Genomic DNA, 16,882 nt, shown 5'->3' with positions numbered 1-16,882 from the left:
GAGCCTTCTGATAGATGGTTTTGCCGGTTGCGGTCCGCGCCGGCTGAGCCCGCTTTCCGTCGGATTACGATATGCCTGTCCTTGCGCTGACCTCCGGCGACCCCAACGGCATCGGCCCCGAAATCGCCGCCGAAGCGTGGCGAAGGCGCGAACGCGAACGTATTCCGGCTTTCTACCTGCTCGGCGATCCGAATCTCATGGCCGCCCGCGTGCGGCAGGCAGGGCATGCGGTTCCGATCGTGGAAACCGATCCCCGGGGCGCGGAACACGCCTTCGCCGACGCACTGCCCGTGGTTCGGCTTGAAAACACCTTCCGTGACGAAGCCGGCGCGGCCGATCCGGGCAATGCGCCCGGTATCATCGAAGCCATCGAACGTGGGGTGGCTGACGTCTTTCAAGGCCGCGCCGATGCCGTCGTTACATGCCCGATTGCCAAGAAGAGCCTCTACGAGGCGGGGTTCGGTTTTCCGGGCCACACGGAATTCCTGGCGCATCTCGCAGCACGAGCCACCGGCCGCAGAATTACGCCCATCATGATGCTGGCCGGCCCGGATCTGCGCACGGTTCCCGTAACCATCCATGTCCCGCTCGTAGAAGTGCCGGGCGCCCTCACCGAGGACATGATCGTGGAGACGGGCCGCATCACGGCGCACGACCTCGCGCGCCGCTTCGGCATCGCAAACCCGCGACTGGCGGTTTCTGGCCTTAATCCGCATGCCGGCGAAGGCGGTACGATCGGCCAGGAAGAAGATCTCGTCGTCGGCCCCGCGATCGAAGTGCTGCGCGGCGAAGGGATCGACGCCTTCGGTCCCCTCCCCGCCGACACCATGTTCCATCCCGCCGCCCGCGCCCGGTACGATGCGGCCCTTTGCATGTATCACGACCAGGCGCTCATCCCCGCTAAGGCACTTGCCTTCGACCAGGCGGTCAACGTGACGCTCGGGCTGCCCTTCATCCGTACCTCGCCCGACCACGGCACGGCCTTCGAGATCGCCGGCAAAGGCGTCGCCCGTCCCGACAGTCTGATCGCCGCGCTGAAACTCGCGCGTACGCTCGCCGATCATGAAAGCCGCGCGGGCGCGCGATGAGCCAGGACGGCCTGCCGCCGCTTCGTGACGTCATCCAGCGCCACGGCCTCGCCGCGAAAAAGGCGCTCGGCCAGAATTTCCTGCTCGACCTGAACCTTACCGGAAAGATCGCGCGGGCGGCCGGAGACCTTGCTGCCTCCACTGTTATCGAGGTCGGGCCAGGTCCCGGCGGCTTGACGCGCGCGCTGCTTTTCAACGGCGCGGCGAAGGTCATCGCTATCGAGCGCGACGAGCGCTGTCTCCCGGCGCTGGAGGAGATATCCGCCCGCTATCCCGGCCGGCTGGAGGTTGTCGCCGCGGACGCGCTTCGAATCGACCTTGCCACGCTTGCAGGAGACAAGTCGGTCCGGATCGTCGCCAACCTGCCCTATAATATCGGGACCGAACTCCTGATCCGCTGGCTGACGACGGCGGAATGGCCGCCTTTTTATGCCTCAATGACGCTGATGTTCCAGCGCGAGGTGGCCGAGCGCATCGTGGCGAAACCCGGCACCGGCGCCTACGGCCGGCTCGGCGTGCTTGCCGGCTGGCGGACGGAGGCGAATATCCTTTTCGACGTGCCCCACCAGGCCTTCACGCCACCGCCGAAGGTCACTTCCTCGGTGGTGCAGCTTATCCCCCGCGAGGCGCCGCTGAAGACCGATCTTTCCGCGCTCGAACGAACAACGCGCGCCGCCTTCGGCCAGCGCCGCAAGATGCTGAGACAGAGCCTGAAGGCACTCGGCGGAGATGTCCTGCTCGCCGCCGCCGGTATCGACGGCACACGGCGGCCGGAGACGCTTTCGATCGCGGAGTTCGTATCGCTGGCCAACGGGACGACAGGCGAAATGAAGATTTAGACTGGCTGCTCCGCCAGCAGGCCGGAGACGAAATCGAAAAGGCCGGGGCGGCGGTCGCGGCGGAGCCGTTCGGCGATCGCGATCGCGCGAACGGCGGCGAAGGCGCGATCCAAATCCTCATTGATCACCACATAGTCATATTCGCGCCAGTGCTCGATCTCGATGCGGGCATTCTTCAGCCGCGTCTCGATCGTTGCATCCGAATCCTCGGCACGGCGTTTCAACCGCGATTTCAATTCGTGCATCGAGGGTGGCAGGATGAACACCGAGACGATGTCCGCCCGCATTTTCTCGTTGAGCTGCACGGCACCCTGCCAGTCGATATCGAACAGCATGTCGCGGCCGGCCGCCATGGCCGATTCGGCCGGCTCACGCGGAGTGCCGTAAAAATTGCCGTGCACCTCCGCCCATTCGAGCAGGGCATCGGAATCACGCAGCCGCTCGAATTCGCGCCGCGAGACGAAATGGTAATGGACCCCATCGATCTCGCTGGCCCGCCGGGGGCGCGTCGTGACACTGACGGAAAGCTCCAGCGACGGATCGCTTTCGAGCAAATTGCGCGCGATCGTCGATTTTCCTGCCCCTGACGGGGAGGAAAGCACCAGCATCAGCCCGCGGCGACGGATGGCGGACGCATCTTCTACCATGCGCTACTCCAGATTTTGGACCTGTTCGCGAAAGCGGTCCACTACCGCTTTCAATTCAAGGCCTATCGCGGTTATCGCTGCCGCGTTCGATTTGGAGCACAACGTATTCGATTCGCGGATGAATTCCTGTGAAAGAAAATCGAGCTTGCGCCCGACCGGCCCACCGGTGCCGAGCAACGACCGCGCCGATGCCACATGTGTCTTCAGCCGGTCGATCTCCTCGCGGATATCGGCCTTCGTCGCGAGGAATGCCGCCTCCATGTTGAGCCGGCTTTCGTCCAGGGTGGGCATGGCGTCCATGACCAGTCGAACCTGCTCGGCAAGTTTCGTGCGGATCGTCTGCGGCTCGCGCGACGGATCGGCCTGCGCCTTCAGCGTCAGTGCCTCGATTTCGTCCACATGGCCGAGCAGCAGCCGACCGAGCGCCGCGCCCTCTTCGAGGCGGGCCTTTTCGAGCCCCGCCAGCGCCTCATCCAACGCCGCCATGATGGCCGTGTCGAACGCAGCCGCCTCTTCCTCGGTAGCAAGCGGATCGGCAAACTCCAGCACGCCGCGCAGCGCAAGCAATCCGTCGGCGTGCGCCGGCGCGAGGCCGAACTCTTTCTCCAGCCGCTTCGCCAGAGCGGCGACCTCGTTCAGCAGCGTTTCGTTGACGATCGGGGCGGCCTCCGCGCCCTGCCTGGTCAAATTCAGGGCGGCATAGAACTGGCCCCGCGAAAACCGCTTCTGGAAAGCCTGCTTCGCCGGCTGTTCGATCCGTTCGAGCCCAGGAGGCAGGCGCAATCGTGCCTCGAGCCCCTTGCCGTTGACGGATTTGAGTTCCCAGGCGAAGGCATTGCCCGGATGGGCGCCCGTCGCGCGGGCAAACCCCGTCATGCTCTGCAATGCCATCAAAATCCACCCCTCGCCTTCGCAGGCCGAACCGGTCCGGCTACCTCGGCTATTCGCATCGTCTCATAGCGGCTCAGATGCGAATTGTCGCTTGCAAGATGGGATCAATCGGGCGGAGCGGTGCCGGTTTGCGGTGCGGCGCCGGCGCCTTCCGCTTCCTTCCGTTCCTTCTCGATCTTGCGCCAGCGGGCAACGTTGCGGTTGTGCTCGGCCAGCGTCGAGGCGAACGCATGCCCCCCCGTTCCATCAGCGACGAAATAGAGATCAACCGTATCCGCCGGGTGGGCGACGGCCTCGAGCGCCGCGCGGCCCGGATTGGCGATCGGTGTCGGCGGCAACCCGTCGATGAGGTAGGTATTGTAGGGTGTCGGCTTTTCCATGTCCGACTGGAAGATCGGGCGCCCTGCCGGCCGGCCCTCACCCCCGAACAGCCCGTAGATGATCGTTGGGTCGGACTGCAGGCGCATATGGTGCTTGAGCCGGTTGATAAAGACCGCCGCCACGCGCGGCCGCTCCTCCGGCACTCCGGTTTCCTTCTCGACGATCGAAGCCAGCGTCACGAACTCGTTGATGTCCTTGAGCGGCAGGTCCGGCGCACGCTTCTCCCAGATAGACCGAACCAGCTTCTTCTGTTCGACTGTCATCCTGTCGATGATTTCCTGCCGGGTTGCGCCACGGGTAAATTGCTGCGTGTCCGCAGCCAGGCTGCCTTCCGGCGGCACCTGGGCCGGCATTTCTCCGACCAGAACGTCGTCCTTGGATATCCGGTCGAACGCCTGCGCCACCGTCAACCCCTCAGGGATCGTCAGCGAATGCAGGATCGATTTGCCGCTCCTCAGTATATCCATGATCCGATGCATGGAGGCACCGGCGGGAATGGCGTATTCCCCCGCCTTGAGCTTGCCCTGGTTGCCGTAGACCTGGATGCCGATCCGGAAGATCTGCGCGTCGCTGACGAGGCCGCGTTCTTCCAGATCGCCGGCGATGGCGTTGGCCCCGGTCTTCGGCTTGACCATGAAGACCGCGTCCTGAGTGGAAGGCCCTTTTCCGTCGAAGATCTGTTTGCCGATATAGATGCCGAACCCGGTTGCGATCGTCAGAAGGACAACGCCGGAGACGAGAAAATTCAGAAAAACGACAAACTGGTTGCGCGACTGTCGTGAACGCCTCGCCGCGCGCGCGCCCGAGGCTGGTGCGAGTGTTTCGTAGGCGGATTTCGGCATGGGAGCAGGCTCTCCGGCCCCGCCCTTGCCGGAACGATCCTCATCGCCGCTGTAATCGGTCATTCGCAGTGCTTATCCAGGGTCGCTGCGTGTCATTCACGGTTGGCTGCTACGCGGACAGTAGCTTTGAATATGGCAAATTTCGCGACACGCCCCCCGGGCGCACCGGAACTCAAGCGTCGTAGCGACGGAAGACAAGCGACGCATTGGTGCCGCCGAACCCGAAGGAGTTCGACAAGGCGATGTCGATCGGCCGTTTCCGTGGCGTTTTCGGCACGAGGTCGATCGCCGATTCCACCGCCGGATTGTCGAGATTGATCGTGGCCGGTGCGATCCCGTCCCGAATCGCCAGGATCGAGAATATGGCCTCCGCCGCGCCGGCCGCGCCCAGCATGTGGCCGATGGACGACTTCGTCGAAGACATGGAGATTTTCGACGCGGCATTGCCGACCAGCCGCTCCACCGCGCCGAGTTCGATCGTATCGGCCATGGTCGAGGTGCCGTGGGCGTTGATGTAGTCGATATCGGCCGGCGTGAGGCGGGCATTCCTGAGTGCCGCCGCCATGCAACGATAGGCGCCGTCGCCGTCCTCGGCCGGCGCCGTGATATGGTACGCGTCGCCGCTCATCCCGTAGCCGACGATTTCCGCGTGGATACGGGCTCCGCGCGCCTTGGCGTGTTCGAGTTCCTCCAGCACGAGGACGCCGGCGCCTTCCGCGATGACAAAGCCGTCACGGTCGCGATCGTAGGGTCGCGAGGCTTGTTCGGGCGTATCGTTGTGGCGGGTCGAGAGCGCCTTGCATGCCGAGAAGCCCGCAAGCGCGAGGCGGCCGATCGGGGCCTCCGCCCCACCGGCGACCATGACCTCCGCATCGCCGAACATTATCATCCTGGCGGCGTCGCCGATCGCGTGCGCGCCGGTGGAACAGGCGGTCACCACGGCATGATTCGGGCCCTTGAGCCCGTGCCGTATCGAAATCTGCCCGGAAACGAGATTGATGATATTGCCGGTGATGAAGAACGGGCTGATACGGCGCGGCCCGCGTTCGTGCAGGATCAGCGAGTTTTCCGCGATCCCTTCTATGCCGCCAATGCCAGAGCCGACGGTGACACCGGTGTAGTTCTGTTCGTCCGGTGTCTTCGGGTGCCAGCCGGCATCATCCAGCGCCAGATCGGCCGCGGCGATGCCATAGGCGATGAAATCGCCGATCTTGCGCTGGTCCTTGGCTTCAAGGAAACGGTCGGGATTATAGGTCCCGTTCTCCCCATCGCCGCGCGGAACCATGCTCGCGATCTTGCAAGGCATGTCTTCCACTTCGAACGTGTCGATGCGGCGAGCACCGCTCTTGCCGTCGAGCAGAGCCTTCCAGCTATGCTCGACGCCCACGCCCAAGGGGGAAACAAGGCCCATGCCGGTAACGACGACGCGCCTCATTTAAATTCTCCCTTGTTCGGCATCGGGCACCGCCCGCCTTTGCCGGGCGGCAGGGAAATCAGGATGAAGCCTTGTCGATATACTTGACCGCGTCGCCGACGGTGAGGATCGTCTCGGCGGCATCATCTGGAATCTCGACGCCGAACTCTTCCTCGAACGCCATGACGAGTTCGACGGTATCGAGGCTGTCCGCGCCCAAATCATCGATGAAGCTCGCCTGCTCCGTAACCTTGTCCGCGTCAACACCGAGGTGCTCGACGACGATTTTCTTGACGCGTTCTGCGGTATCGCTCATTTGGGAACCCTCGAATTCATGTTTCCGTGTCTTCGTTAGCGGCAGGCTGGCCGCTAATCAAGCCGAAAAGACTTCGGGGCGGACGGGCGTCCGTTTTCCCCCTACGGCGTCTGGCGATTGGGCGGATAGCATGAAGGTCGGCCAGGTAAAAGGCCAAAAGGCGATCAGATCATCGCCATCCCGCCGTTTACGTGGATTGTCTGCCCGGTGACGTAGGCTGCCTCCGTGGAAGCGAGGAATACGGCGGCGGCGGCAATCTCGTCGCCCTTGCCCATTCGCCTCATGGGGATGGCACCCATGATCGCTTCCTTCTGCTTGTCGTTCAGCTTGTCGGTCATGGCCGATTCGATGAAGCCGGGCGCGATGCAGTTGACAGTGATCCCGCGGCTGGCAATTTCGTTGGCGAGCGCCTTGGAGAAGCCGATCATGCCGGCTTTCGAGGCGACATAATTCGTCTGTCCCGGATTGCCGGTGACGCCGACGACCGAGCTGATATTGATGATGCGGCCGAAGCGGCGGCGCATCATCGGATGGGTGAGTTCGCGGGTGAGCCGCGCCATCGCGTTCAGGTTCACCTCGATGACCGCGTCCCAATCCTCGTCCGACATGCGGACGAAAAGCCCGTCGCGGGTGATGCCGGCATTGTTGACCAAAATGTCGACGCCGCCGAGTTCCTCCTCCGCCTTCTGGCCGAGCGCCTTCACCGCATCGCGGTCGGAGAGGTTCGCGGCAAAGACATGCGATCGCCCGCCGAGTTCGCCGGCAAACGCTTCCAGCTTCTCGACGCGCGTGCCGTGCAGTCCGACGGTCGCGCCCTGAGCATGGAGCGCGCGGGCGATCGCCTCGCCGATGCCGCCGGAAGCGCCGGTTACGAGGGCTTTTTTGCCGGTCAGGTCGAACATGGGTCGTTCCTTTTCAGGATACTAGGGGGGTATATTCCCGTGATGGTTCAGTTCATGCCAGCGTCGAAAGTGCCGCTTCCACATCCGCCGGCGTATTGACCGGCACCGTGGCGATCTCCCGGTTGATGCGGCGCGCAAGGCCGGAAAGCACCTTGCCGGAGCCGATCTCGTAGAGCGTGTCGACACCGTTTGCGCCGAACCATTCCACCGTTTCGCGCCAGCGCACCCGCCCGGTCACCTGTTCGACCAGCCGGGCGGCGATCTCCTTTGGATCTGTCAGCGGCGCGACCGCGACATTGCTTACCACCGGCACGACAGGCGTCTTGATCGCAGCCTCGGCCAGAGCCGCTCGCATACGCTCCGCCGCCGGCGCCATCAGCGCCGAATGGAAGGGCGCCGAGACAGGCAGCATGACGGCCCGCTTGGCGCCGCGCTCAGTGCAGAGGCGGGCGGCATCTTCCACGCCGGCCTTCGTCCCGGAAATAACGATCTGGCCGCCGCCATTGTCGTTGGCGATCTGGCAGGCCGATCTGGCGGACGCCTCGCGGCATGCCGCCTCAACCGCATCCTGGTCGAGCCCGAGGATCGCGGCCATGGCTCCTTCGCCGGCGGGCACGGCTTCCTGCATGGCGTCGCCGCGAATGCGAAGCAACCGCGCCGTATCGGAAAGCGTGAAGGCGCCGGCGGCGCAGAGCGCCGAATACTCGCCGAGCGAATGGCCCGCCACATAAGCGACTTTGTCGGCAAGCGACAAACCGCGCGCCTCCATTGCCCGGATCGCGGCAACCGATACCGCCATTAATGCCGGCTGCTGGTTGGAGGTGAGCGTCAGGACATCTTCCGGCCCCTCCCACATGATCGTGGAAAGCTTCTGGCCGAGCGCGTCATCGACCTCTTCGAACACGACCCGCGCTTCGGGAAAGGCATCGGCCAGTTCCTTGCCCATGCCGACCGTCTGGCTCCCCTGCCCCGGAAAAGTAAACGCTATGGCCATCTTCGCCGCTCCAGGCTGCTGATATCGGTCGAGCGTGTGACGCAGGAACCGCCGCCAAGTCAAGGGTGTCTGACCCCTCATCCTCCGGCCTTCACTCTCCGCGCCTTCATCCTCGACCGAAGAAATCAGTCTTGCCAAGCGGCACGCCGTTGTGACGCAAAATGGCGTAGGCTGTCGTGACGTGGAAGTAGAAGTTCGGCGTCGCGAAATGAAGCAGGTATTGCATCCCGGGAAATTTCATCTCACCCCCGCCAAGCTTGAGCGCGATCTCCTTCTCCTCCGAGCCGTCGATGTCGGCCGGTGAAAATGTCTTCAGATAGTCCTGCACCTTCCCGATCCGCGCCTGCAGCTCGGTGAAGCTCGTCTCCTTGTCTTCGAGCTTGAGCGGATCGCGGCCGGAAAGCCGGGCGCAGGCGCCCTTGGCATGGTCGGTCGCGATCTGCACCTGGGCCGTGAGCGTGAGCATGTCGGGCGCGAGGCGATCATTGAGGAATACGGCCGGCTCGATCTTGCGCTGCGCGGCATTGGCTTCGCCCTTGGCAAGCACATGCGAGAGATTCTTGAGCATGGAGGAGAACACCGGCACGGAGGCCGAATACATGGAGATGGTCATCGGTGGATCCTTGATTGAGCGGGCCGAACGGCCTCGCCGGGACAATACTCCGGCCCCGACCCAAGACAAGCACAAGGAAGCGATGCCCTGCCCGCGCCGCATTCGACGGTGAGAATCGGCTGGACCGTGGAGGATTCGCATGGCCCGCATCCGACTGTTCACGCTTGTTCTTGCCGGTGCGCTGCTGCCCGCCGCCGCGCGGGCCGAGCAAGCCTATCTCGATAACCGCTCGACGCCCGAAGCGCTCGTGGCATCGCTCTACAACGCTATCAGCCGGCACGAATATGCCCGCGCCTACAGCTATTTCTCCAAGCCGCCGGCGAAGGATGTAGACGCTTACGCCAAGGGCTTTGCCGATACGGCCGAGGTAAAGGTGCTTACGGGCGCTGCCGGCAGCGATGGCGCTGCAGGCAGTACCTACTACAATTTGCCCGTCGCTATCGAGGCTGTCGATAGCAAGGGGAATTCCAAGGTCTATGCCGGCTGCTATACGCTGAGGCTCGCCGATCCGCAGATACAGGCGGACAAATACGACCCTCTCCACATCGAGAAGGGCAGTCTGAAGCCTGCCAAGGGCAACCTCGAAGAGGCTTTGCCGAAGGAATGCGGCGACGGTCCCCCGCCGCCAGCGAAGGATGCCATGCTCGACAAGGCGAAGAGCCTTTTTACGACGGATTACGTCGGCATCTGCGACACTTCCGCGATGGGGCCGGACGCCACCGAGCCGCAATCATGGGAAATCTCCTTCGCGCTCGCCTCCGACAAGGAAGGTGCGACGCCGCGCAAGGCAAGGCTCTTCCAGTTCGCCTGCTCAAGCGCCGCCTACAACCAGTCGGATGTCTACTATTTCGTCAACGATGAAGGTGAACTGCGCAATCTCCAGTTCGCCGCCCCGGAACTCGCTGTCCGCTACGAGAACGATGATTCGAACGGCAAGGTCGAAAGCGTGCAGATCATCGGCTACACAGCCGAAGACCAGCTCATGAATTCGTCCTATGATCCCGAAACACAGACGATCTCGTCGACGAACAAATGGCGCGGCGCCGGCGACGCCGCCTCGAGCGGCGCTTGGATGTTCCGTAACGGCACCTTCACGCTTGTCAAATACGACGTCGATGCCTCCTTCGACGGCGAAGTCGATCCGAAGCCGGTGATCGACTATCAGACGGGGCCGTAAGTCGAAGGCTTCCAGCCCATTGACGCTATTTCCTCAACGAAAGCATCCAGTTGAGGACCTGCCGCCAGTCGGTCATGCGGATCGGCGTGCCGTGCGTGCCCGTCTCGAAGCGGGCGAAGCGCGTCGGATAGCCCGGTGCGCGCTTCCTTATCTCCTCGAAGAAAGCCTCCTGGCGTTCGACCGGGAAGACCTTATCGTGGCTGCCTTGCGCGAAAAATACCGGCACCTTCCGCTTGAGGGCCGGACTCTTGAAGAAATCCTCGTCCCACATGGAACCGAGGAGAAGAAGCCCGGAAAGCTTCGACGCGATTTTCTTGTCTTCTGCCAGCTTCCAGCAGATGTGCCCGCCCATCGAGCCGCAGGCGACGAACAAGGCGGCGTTTGGAGAGCCTTCGAGATAGTGTTCGATGATCGCCGCTACCTCGCTCGCGCCCTTGTCACCGAAATCGGAGAAATCCGGCGACAGATAGAGCCCGCCATTGTCGACCATCAAGTTCTTGATACGGTTGAAATTGCCGCCGAAGGTGAAATCGTCGACGCCCTGGCTGCGGCTGCCGCCCTGCCCGTGCAAATAGACGGTGATGACGCTCGCGCCCTTCTGCGCGCCGACCGCGACAGCGCGCAGCGTGCCGAGCGGCGTATCGAGCGCCATGTCCTGCTGCACGCGCCGCACACGAAGCGACACATACTGGTCGTCCACGCGCCGCTCGGGAATGCTGTCGCGCTGGTTGATGTCGCGGTATTCGCGATAGTCGAAGACGCGATAGTCGCCATCGTCACGGCTTGAAAGCTCTGTCGGATAGGCGAACAGCGCATCCTTGTAGGGCGCGAGCTGCAGCGCCCAGGCTACCGAGGGGATGAATAGGAGGGCGGCGGTCAGGCTGGCCGCCTTCGCCAGTCGCCTTCCGCCGCTCACCCCGCCACAACCCCGCCCGCGAGCGCAAGGGCGTCGGGCGTATCGACATCGATGCTGGCGCCCTCCCCGATCTCGACATCGACGACTTCAACCCCTCCGGCCTCGACCAGATGACGCGCGCCGACATCGCCTTCGAGTGATTCGACCGCGGGAAAGACAGAATGCGGCAGGATCACCGGGTTGCCGCGCTTGCCGGCATGCGTCGCGCGTACGATCGCATGGCCGGAGGCGCGGGCGAAGGCCGTGATCAGCGCATCGAAATCCGCCGTATCAACCCCCGGCATGTCGCCCAGCACGACCATCGCGCCATCGGCGTCCGCCGGCAGCGCGCGGATACCCGCCTTGAGCGAACCGGCGAGACCTGAAGCATAATCCGGGTTGTCGGCGAAACGAACATTGATCCCGGCGAGCGCATCGCGCACGCGGTCAGCCTGGTGCCCGGTGACCACCACGACGCCATCCGCGCGGCTTGCCCGCACGCGCTCCGCCACGAGCCGGACCAGCTTCTTGCCGCCGAAGCTCGCGAGCAGCTTGTTCGGGCCGCCCATGCGGCTGGAACGGCCGGCTGCCAGCACGATCGTATAGACCTTTGCACGTCTTGCCGGTTCCGCCGGTTCACGCGGTTGCGGCCGTGTCGGGATCTCCATCAGGAGGCCGCCGACGCCCATGCCGGCAATGTCGTCCTCCGTCACCGGCACGCCGGCGATCAGGCGGTCCAGCACCCAGTCGAACCCGTTCTCCTTTGGGCTGCGCGCGCAACCCGGTGCGCCGAGCACCGGCCGGCCGCCGCGTTCACCCAGGATGAGAAGATTGCCCGGGTCGACCGGCATGCCGGCGCGAAACACCGTCCCGCCCGATTCGCGGATGGCGGCGGGGATCACGTCCTCGGGATCGCACACGGCCGAGGCACCAAATACCAGCACCATGTCGTTGTCGCGCGACAGTTCCGAGATCGCCTGCGCCACCGCGCCCGGTTCGTGCGGCGTCCGCCGCTCTTCGGATACGCGACTGCCCGAGCGCGCCAGACGCGCCTCGGTGACGCGCCGCGTCTTGTCGAGCACGCTCTGTTTGACGCTCGGCAGGACGGTCTGCACGACACCGACCGACCACGCCCGGTAGGGATGCACCTCGAAAATAGTGTGATCGGCTGTGAGCGAGGCAATCCAGTCCACCACCGCCTCCGGCACCGCGAAAGGGATGATCTTCACCGTCGCCACCATCTGGCCGGCGACAACCGGCGCAAAGGCGGCAACGGTGGCGATGGTCACGGCCGGATCGACATGGTTGATGGAATCGACCAGTTCCTTGTCCACCGTGAACACGCCGGTGGTTTTGGCATGCAAATTGACGCGGCCGGTCGCGGCGGGCTTCACCTCGATACCGGAATGTTTGAGCACGCCTGCAATGCGCGCGGCAGCTTCGTTCTCGTCCACATCGTCGGAAGCAAGCGAAGCGGCAACTACCTCGCGCACGCCGGCTGCCGCCAGCACCTTCACATCCTCGGCTGTCAGCCGATGCGCCTTGCGCAATCGCCTCTCGCCGGCGGTGGTCGCATGCGCAAGGATCGCGCCTTCGGCGTCCTCTATCGGGATCGGTCCGAACCTCACGCTGCTTTCTCCGTCGTCTCCGCCGCCATGCCGCGCGAGCGGAACGCGGCGATGATCTCGGCGAGCACCGCCACCGCGATCTCCGCCGGGCTCGCCGCACTGATATTGATGCCTATCGGCGAATGGATGCGGCCGATCTCTTCGGCCGTCACGCCCATGGCCGTCAGCCGCTCGACCCGCTTCGCATGCGTCTTGCGGCTGCCGAGCGCGCCGATATAGAAACAGCCCGTTTTCAGCGCCGATTTAAGCGCGAAATCGTCGATCTTCGGGTCGTGCGTCAGCGCCGCTACGCCGGTATAGGCGTCGAAAGGCCGCCTCTTCAGCACATCCTCCGGCCATTCGGCGAAAAGCGGCACGTCGGGAAAGCGCGCTTCGGTGGCGAAGGCCGTGCGCGGATCGATGATCTCGATATCGAAGCCCGCGATCCTCGCCATCGGGGCCAGTGCCTGACTGATATGGACCGCACCGATCGCCACCAGCCTCGGCGGCGGCAAATGCGCGTTGAGGAAGAAATTCCGGCCTTCCGCCTCGATCGTGCCGGATTTGCCCGACCGGAACACCTTTTGAAGCGCTGCGCCGAGTTCGCCCGATACCGCGTCGCCTTCCCGCACCAGCCGGTCGCGGCCGTCGCCGAGATCGGTAACGAGGATCGCCGCGCGCCGCGCCTGGCGTTCAGCGTTCAGCTTCTTGAGAAGGTTCGGGTCCATCAGAACGCCTCCATCTTGCCGGTATAGCGCCCTGTGTTACCCTCCTCTGTCCTGCCGGACATCTCCCCCTCAAGGGGGGAGATCAGCTGGCCGCGCTGACTGCCCCCTTTTTCTGCAATTTCAGAAACAGACGGAGGCAGCGATGAAAACCGATCTCCCCCCTTGAGGGGGAGATGTCCGGCAGGACAGAGGGGGGTGAAATCGATCAACGAAGGTCTCCCGCCCAGCTTAGCCCAGCCGCTCGACATAGACCTTGATGCGGCCACCGCAGGAGAGGCCCGCGCGCCACGCCGTCTCGTCGGCCACGCCGAATTCCAGCATGCGCGGCTTGCCGGTTTCGAGCACGTCGAGCGCCTCGGTCACCACCTCGCCCTCGACGCAGCCGCCCGATACCGAGCCCTGGAAATTGCCTTCGCGGTCGATAACGAGGTGGCTGCCGACCGGGCGCGGGGCAGATCCCCAGGTCTCGACGACCGTGGCGATCGCCACGTCACGCCCGTCCTTCATCCAGTTTTCGGCAATGAACAGCGGGTCCTGCCCACCCTCAAGCATGGTCGCGTTTTCCATGACGGATCTCCTTCATCAGGCGGCCTTCGCCAGCCATGCCCGTGGATCGGCGATGTGTCCATTGTCGGCCGAAAGCGAGGCGCAAAGGTCGGATAGAGCATTCAAGGTATGCACGGCGCGGAATTCGTCAACATGCGGCAGCATCGCACGCACGCCGCGCGCCTTGGCCTCGAACCCTTCGAAGCGCAACAGCGGATTGAGCCAGACAAGCCGGCGACAGGATTTGTGCAGCCGCTCCATCTCGGCCGAGAGACCGGCGACGTCGTCGCGCTCCAGCCCGTCGGTGATGAGCAGCACCGTCGCCCCCTGCCCGAGGACACGGCGGGACCAGAGCCGGTTGAATTCGGCAAGCGTATCGCCGATGCGGGTGCCGCCGGACCAGTCCTTCACCGCCTTGGAGCAGTCGGCGAGCGCTTCGTCGGGATCGCGATGGCGCATCTGCCGGGAAATGTTGGTCAGCCGCGTGCCGAAGACGAATGTGTGCACGCGCCGCCGCTTTTCCGTCAGCGCATGCAGGAAATGCAGGAAGATGCGCGTGTACTGGCTCATCGAGCCGGAAATGTCGGCCAGCACGACCAGCGGGGGGTGGATTTCGCGCGGCGAGCGGAATTTGGGCAGGATCAGATCGCCGCCGGTCCTCAGCGCCGAGCGCATCATCGCGCGCTGATCGACGCGGCGGCCGCGCGGGTCGGCCTTGAAGCGGCGGGTCCGGACGAAATCGTGCGGCAGGGTCAGCCTGGCGATCGCCTGCCGCGCCTCGGCAAGCTCGGCCGCGCTCATCTGGGCGAAATCCTTCTGGCGCAGGACTTCGTTGCCGGAGACGGTAAAGCGCGCATCGACCTCGATCTCTGGGATTTCGTCAGGCCCCTTGCCCTTGTGTCCTTCGAACAGCGCCTCGCTGACCCGCTGCTCGGCGGCGCGTGGCTTTTCCTTTTCCCGACGATCGGGCGCGACCGGCGAGAACATGGCCAGCATTTTCTCGATCAGTTCGCGCGATTTCCAGAACAGCCGGAAAGCCTCGTCGAAGACGGCATGGTCTTCATGCCGCGTGACCAGTACGGAATGCAGCGTCCAATAGAAATCGTCACGATTGCCGATGCCGGCCGCCAGCACCGCGTCGATCGCATCGACCACGGCGGCGGGACCGACCCGCATGCCCGCCTTCCTCAGCGTGCGGGCGAAATAGATGATGTTGTCGGCAAGCCGGCCGTCGGGGTTGGCGGTGGAGATATTCATCGGGGCCCGTGCCCTTTCGCACCCCCCTCTGTCCTGCCGGACATCTCCCCCTCAAGGGGGGAGATCATCTTTGCCGTTTCCGCCGCACGAATTCTGCGAAGTCGGCGATTTAGACCGGCATCGACGCGAGCGTGATCTCCCCCCTTGAGGGGGAGATGTCCGGCAGGACAGAGGGGGGTGTGACAGAGCGCCAACATCAGCGGCTAACCTCTACTCCGCCGCGGTCGAAAGTTCCGCCTTCACTTCCTTCAGGATGCGGCGGCCTTCGCCCTGTTCGATCTTCGCGATGTCGTCCTGGTATTTCAAAAGCACGCCGATCGTGTCGGAAACTGTCTCGGGGTCGAGCGCCACCTTGTCGAGTTCGGTAAGCGCGCTTGCCCAGTCGATGGTTTCGGCCACCCCCGGCACCTTGAACAGCTCGATCTCGCGCAGCTTCTGGATGAAACGTACCAATTCGGCCGAAAGCCGGCGGTTGGCGTCCGGCACCTTGCGCCGGACGATCTCGAGTTCCCGCTCGGCTTCCGGATAATCGAGCCAGTGATAGAGGCAGCGCCGCTTCAGCGCATCGTGGATTTCGCGCGTGCGGTTGGTGGTGATGATGACGATCGGCGGCTCTTTCGCCTTGATCGTGCCGAGTTCCGGTACCGTCACCTGATAGTCGGAGAGGATTTCAAGCAGGAAAGCCTCGAAAGCCTCGTCGGTGCGATCGAGTTCGTCGATGAGAAAGACGGGCGCCGCGCCCACTTCACCCGTCAGCGCATCGAGTACCGGACGCCGGATCAGGTAGCGCTCCGAAAAGACGTTCCTCTCCATCGCCGAGCGGTCGACCGAGCCCGAAGCTTCTTCCATGCGGATTTCGATCATCTGAGCGGCGTAGTTCCACTCATAGACCGCCGAGGAGACGTCGAGCCCCTCATAGCATTGCAGGCGGATGAGCCGCCGGCCGAGCGCGGAGGCCAGGACCTTGGCGATCTCGGTCTTACCGACGCCGGCCTCGCCCTCGAGGAACAGCGGCCGCCTCATCTTCAGCGCAAGGAAAAGCACCGTCGCCAGCGCGCGGTCGGCAACGTAGTCGGCGCCTTCGAGAAGCGATAGCGTCTCCTCGATGGATTGAGGAGCGGCGCGCGGTTTCAGGTCAGGCATCGAAAACTCCAAGCGGAAATACGGTCAGAGACCGTGATAGCCGCGATCGTGATAGATGAGCGGCCGGACCTTATTCCCGACACGCAGCCCTGTCACCTTGCCAAAAAGCACACGGTGCGTCGCCACGTCCTTCGCCTCGATGATCCGGCAGTCGAAGACCGAGAGGGCATCGACAAGCGTCGGCGCGCCGGTCGAGATCGTGTCCCACTCGGCCCGGGCGAATCGGTCGTCCTGCGTAAGCCTGCCCAGGCCGGAAAAGGCATTCGCCAGCCCCTCGTGATGGTGGCCGAGCGTGTTCAGCGCGAAAACGCCGTTCTCGGCGAAAACATCATTGGCCGGATTAGTCCGCATCAGGCAGACAAGCACGGTCGGCGGATCGTCCGAGACCGAGCAGGCCGCGATAACCGTCGTGCCGCGGCGGCCGGCCGGCCCGTCGGTCGTCACGATATGCACGTGGCCGGCGAAATTCGCCATGGCGTCGCGGTAAAGCCGCGGCTGGATTTCGTTCTTCTTCAGCAAGATGCTTCCCCCGCTAGTACGGCGATGTGAAATTCGCTGCGACCCCATCACCGCCGGTCAACGAATTCCAGACCCAAAAACCA

Annotated in this window: 19 protein-coding genes; 3 read left to right on the top strand and 16 right to left on the bottom strand. The window is 64.0% G+C overall.

Annotated features, from left to right (window positions below; all coding sequences use genetic code 11):
• Positions 1-71: 71 nt before the first annotated feature.
• Together pdxA and rsmA are read left to right on the top strand one after the other, a co-directional pair.
• On the top strand, positions 72-1,088 hold the full coding sequence (gene pdxA, locus RBH77_RS14320) for a 4-hydroxythreonine-4-phosphate dehydrogenase PdxA (RefSeq protein ID WP_311028272.1): 1,017 nt from the start codon (positions 72-74) through the stop codon (positions 1,086-1,088).
• Positions 1,085-1,927, top strand: a complete 843-nt coding sequence (rsmA, locus tag RBH77_RS14315; protein WP_311028271.1) for a 16S rRNA (adenine(1518)-N(6)/adenine(1519)-N(6))-dimethyltransferase RsmA — start codon at positions 1,085-1,087, stop codon at positions 1,925-1,927. Before pdxA ends, rsmA begins: the two co-directional genes overlap by 4 nt.
• Here rsmA and gmk read toward each other — a convergent pair.
• From gmk to RBH77_RS14275, 8 genes are all read right to left on the bottom strand, one after another.
• Positions 1,924-2,574: a guanylate kinase gene (gene gmk / locus RBH77_RS14310; protein ID WP_311028270.1), complete on the bottom strand. Its 651-nt coding sequence runs from the start codon at positions 2,572-2,574 to the stop codon at positions 1,924-1,926. The two genes, rsmA and gmk, sit on opposite strands and share 4 nt — an antisense overlap.
• Before the next feature lie 3 nt (positions 2,575-2,577).
• Positions 2,578-3,465 carry a YicC/YloC family endoribonuclease gene (locus RBH77_RS14305; protein WP_311028269.1) on the bottom strand — a complete coding sequence of 296 codons (888 nt, stop codon included), beginning with the start codon at positions 3,463-3,465 and terminating at the stop codon, positions 2,578-2,580.
• Between the two features lie 104 nt (positions 3,466-3,569).
• Positions 3,570-4,751, bottom strand: a complete 1,182-nt coding sequence (gene mltG, locus RBH77_RS14300; RefSeq protein ID WP_311028268.1) for an endolytic transglycosylase MltG — start codon at positions 4,749-4,751, stop codon at positions 3,570-3,572.
• Positions 4,752-4,860: 109 nt separating this feature from the next.
• The gene (gene fabF / locus RBH77_RS14295; RefSeq protein ID WP_311028266.1) at positions 4,861-6,123 is read right to left on the bottom strand and encodes a beta-ketoacyl-ACP synthase II; all 1,263 of its coding nucleotides are present in this window, start codon (positions 6,121-6,123) and stop codon (positions 4,861-4,863) included.
• Positions 6,124-6,181: 58 nt separating this feature from the next.
• Positions 6,182-6,418, bottom strand: a complete 237-nt coding sequence (locus tag RBH77_RS14290) for an acyl carrier protein (protein WP_311028265.1) — start codon at positions 6,416-6,418, stop codon at positions 6,182-6,184.
• Between the two features lie 164 nt (positions 6,419-6,582).
• Entirely contained in the window at positions 6,583-7,320 is a 738-nt protein-coding gene (gene fabG, locus RBH77_RS14285) for a 3-oxoacyl-[acyl-carrier-protein] reductase (RefSeq protein ID WP_311028264.1), read from the bottom strand.
• 52 nt (positions 7,321-7,372) lie between these two features.
• Positions 7,373-8,314: an ACP S-malonyltransferase gene (gene fabD, locus RBH77_RS14280; protein WP_311028263.1), complete on the bottom strand. Its 942-nt coding sequence runs from the start codon at positions 8,312-8,314 to the stop codon at positions 7,373-7,375.
• 106 nt (positions 8,315-8,420) lie between these two features.
• Positions 8,421-8,927, bottom strand: coding sequence for a DUF1993 domain-containing protein (locus tag RBH77_RS14275; RefSeq protein ID WP_311028262.1), 507 nt, complete (start codon positions 8,925-8,927; stop codon positions 8,421-8,423).
• Between the two features lie 139 nt (positions 8,928-9,066).
• On the opposite strand from RBH77_RS14275, the gene RBH77_RS14270 reads away from it, so the two are divergent.
• Positions 9,067-10,104: a DUF1176 domain-containing protein gene (locus RBH77_RS14270; RefSeq protein WP_311028261.1), complete on the top strand. Its 1,038-nt coding sequence runs from the start codon at positions 9,067-9,069 to the stop codon at positions 10,102-10,104.
• A gap of 25 nt (positions 10,105-10,129) precedes the next feature.
• Here RBH77_RS14270 and RBH77_RS14265 read toward each other — a convergent pair whose 3' ends face one another.
• From RBH77_RS14265 to RBH77_RS14230, 8 genes are all read right to left on the bottom strand, one after another.
• Entirely contained in the window at positions 10,130-11,020 is an 891-nt protein-coding gene (locus RBH77_RS14265; RefSeq protein WP_371832780.1) for an alpha/beta hydrolase family protein, read from the bottom strand.
• Positions 11,017-12,627: an NTP transferase domain-containing protein gene (locus RBH77_RS14260; RefSeq protein WP_311028260.1), complete on the bottom strand. Its 1,611-nt coding sequence runs from the start codon at positions 12,625-12,627 to the stop codon at positions 11,017-11,019. Before RBH77_RS14260 ends, RBH77_RS14265 begins: the two co-directional genes overlap by 4 nt.
• Positions 12,624-13,334, bottom strand: a complete 711-nt coding sequence (locus RBH77_RS14255; RefSeq protein WP_311028259.1) for an XdhC family protein — start codon at positions 13,332-13,334, stop codon at positions 12,624-12,626. Before RBH77_RS14255 ends, RBH77_RS14260 begins: the two co-directional genes overlap by 4 nt.
• A complete protein-coding gene (locus RBH77_RS14250; RefSeq protein WP_311028258.1) occupies positions 13,334-13,543 on the bottom strand; it encodes a hypothetical protein in 210 nt (69 codons plus the stop codon). Before RBH77_RS14250 ends, RBH77_RS14255 begins: the two co-directional genes overlap by 1 nt.
• Positions 13,544-13,562: 19 nt before the next feature.
• Positions 13,563-13,901 (bottom strand): XdhC family protein, encoded by a 339-nt coding sequence (locus RBH77_RS14245; RefSeq protein WP_311028257.1) that lies wholly within the window; start codon positions 13,899-13,901, stop codon positions 13,563-13,565.
• A gap of 15 nt (positions 13,902-13,916) precedes the next feature.
• Positions 13,917-15,137, bottom strand: coding sequence for a vWA domain-containing protein (locus RBH77_RS14240; RefSeq protein ID WP_311028256.1), 1,221 nt, complete (start codon positions 15,135-15,137; stop codon positions 13,917-13,919).
• Between the two features lie 210 nt (positions 15,138-15,347).
• Positions 15,348-16,280, bottom strand: a complete 933-nt coding sequence (locus tag RBH77_RS14235) for an AAA family ATPase (protein WP_311028255.1) — start codon at positions 16,278-16,280, stop codon at positions 15,348-15,350.
• Positions 16,281-16,304: 24 nt separating this feature from the next.
• Positions 16,305-16,799 (bottom strand): flavin reductase, encoded by a 495-nt coding sequence (locus RBH77_RS14230; protein WP_311028254.1) that lies wholly within the window; start codon positions 16,797-16,799, stop codon positions 16,305-16,307.
• Positions 16,800-16,882: the final 83 nt, after the last annotated feature.

Source organism: Mesorhizobium koreense, assembly GCF_031656215.1.
Lineage (GTDB): Bacteria > Pseudomonadota > Alphaproteobacteria > Rhizobiales > Rhizobiaceae > Mesorhizobium_L > Mesorhizobium_L koreense.
Note: the sequence above shows the minus strand (reverse complement) of the source record. Positions and strands in the feature narration are given on the sequence as shown.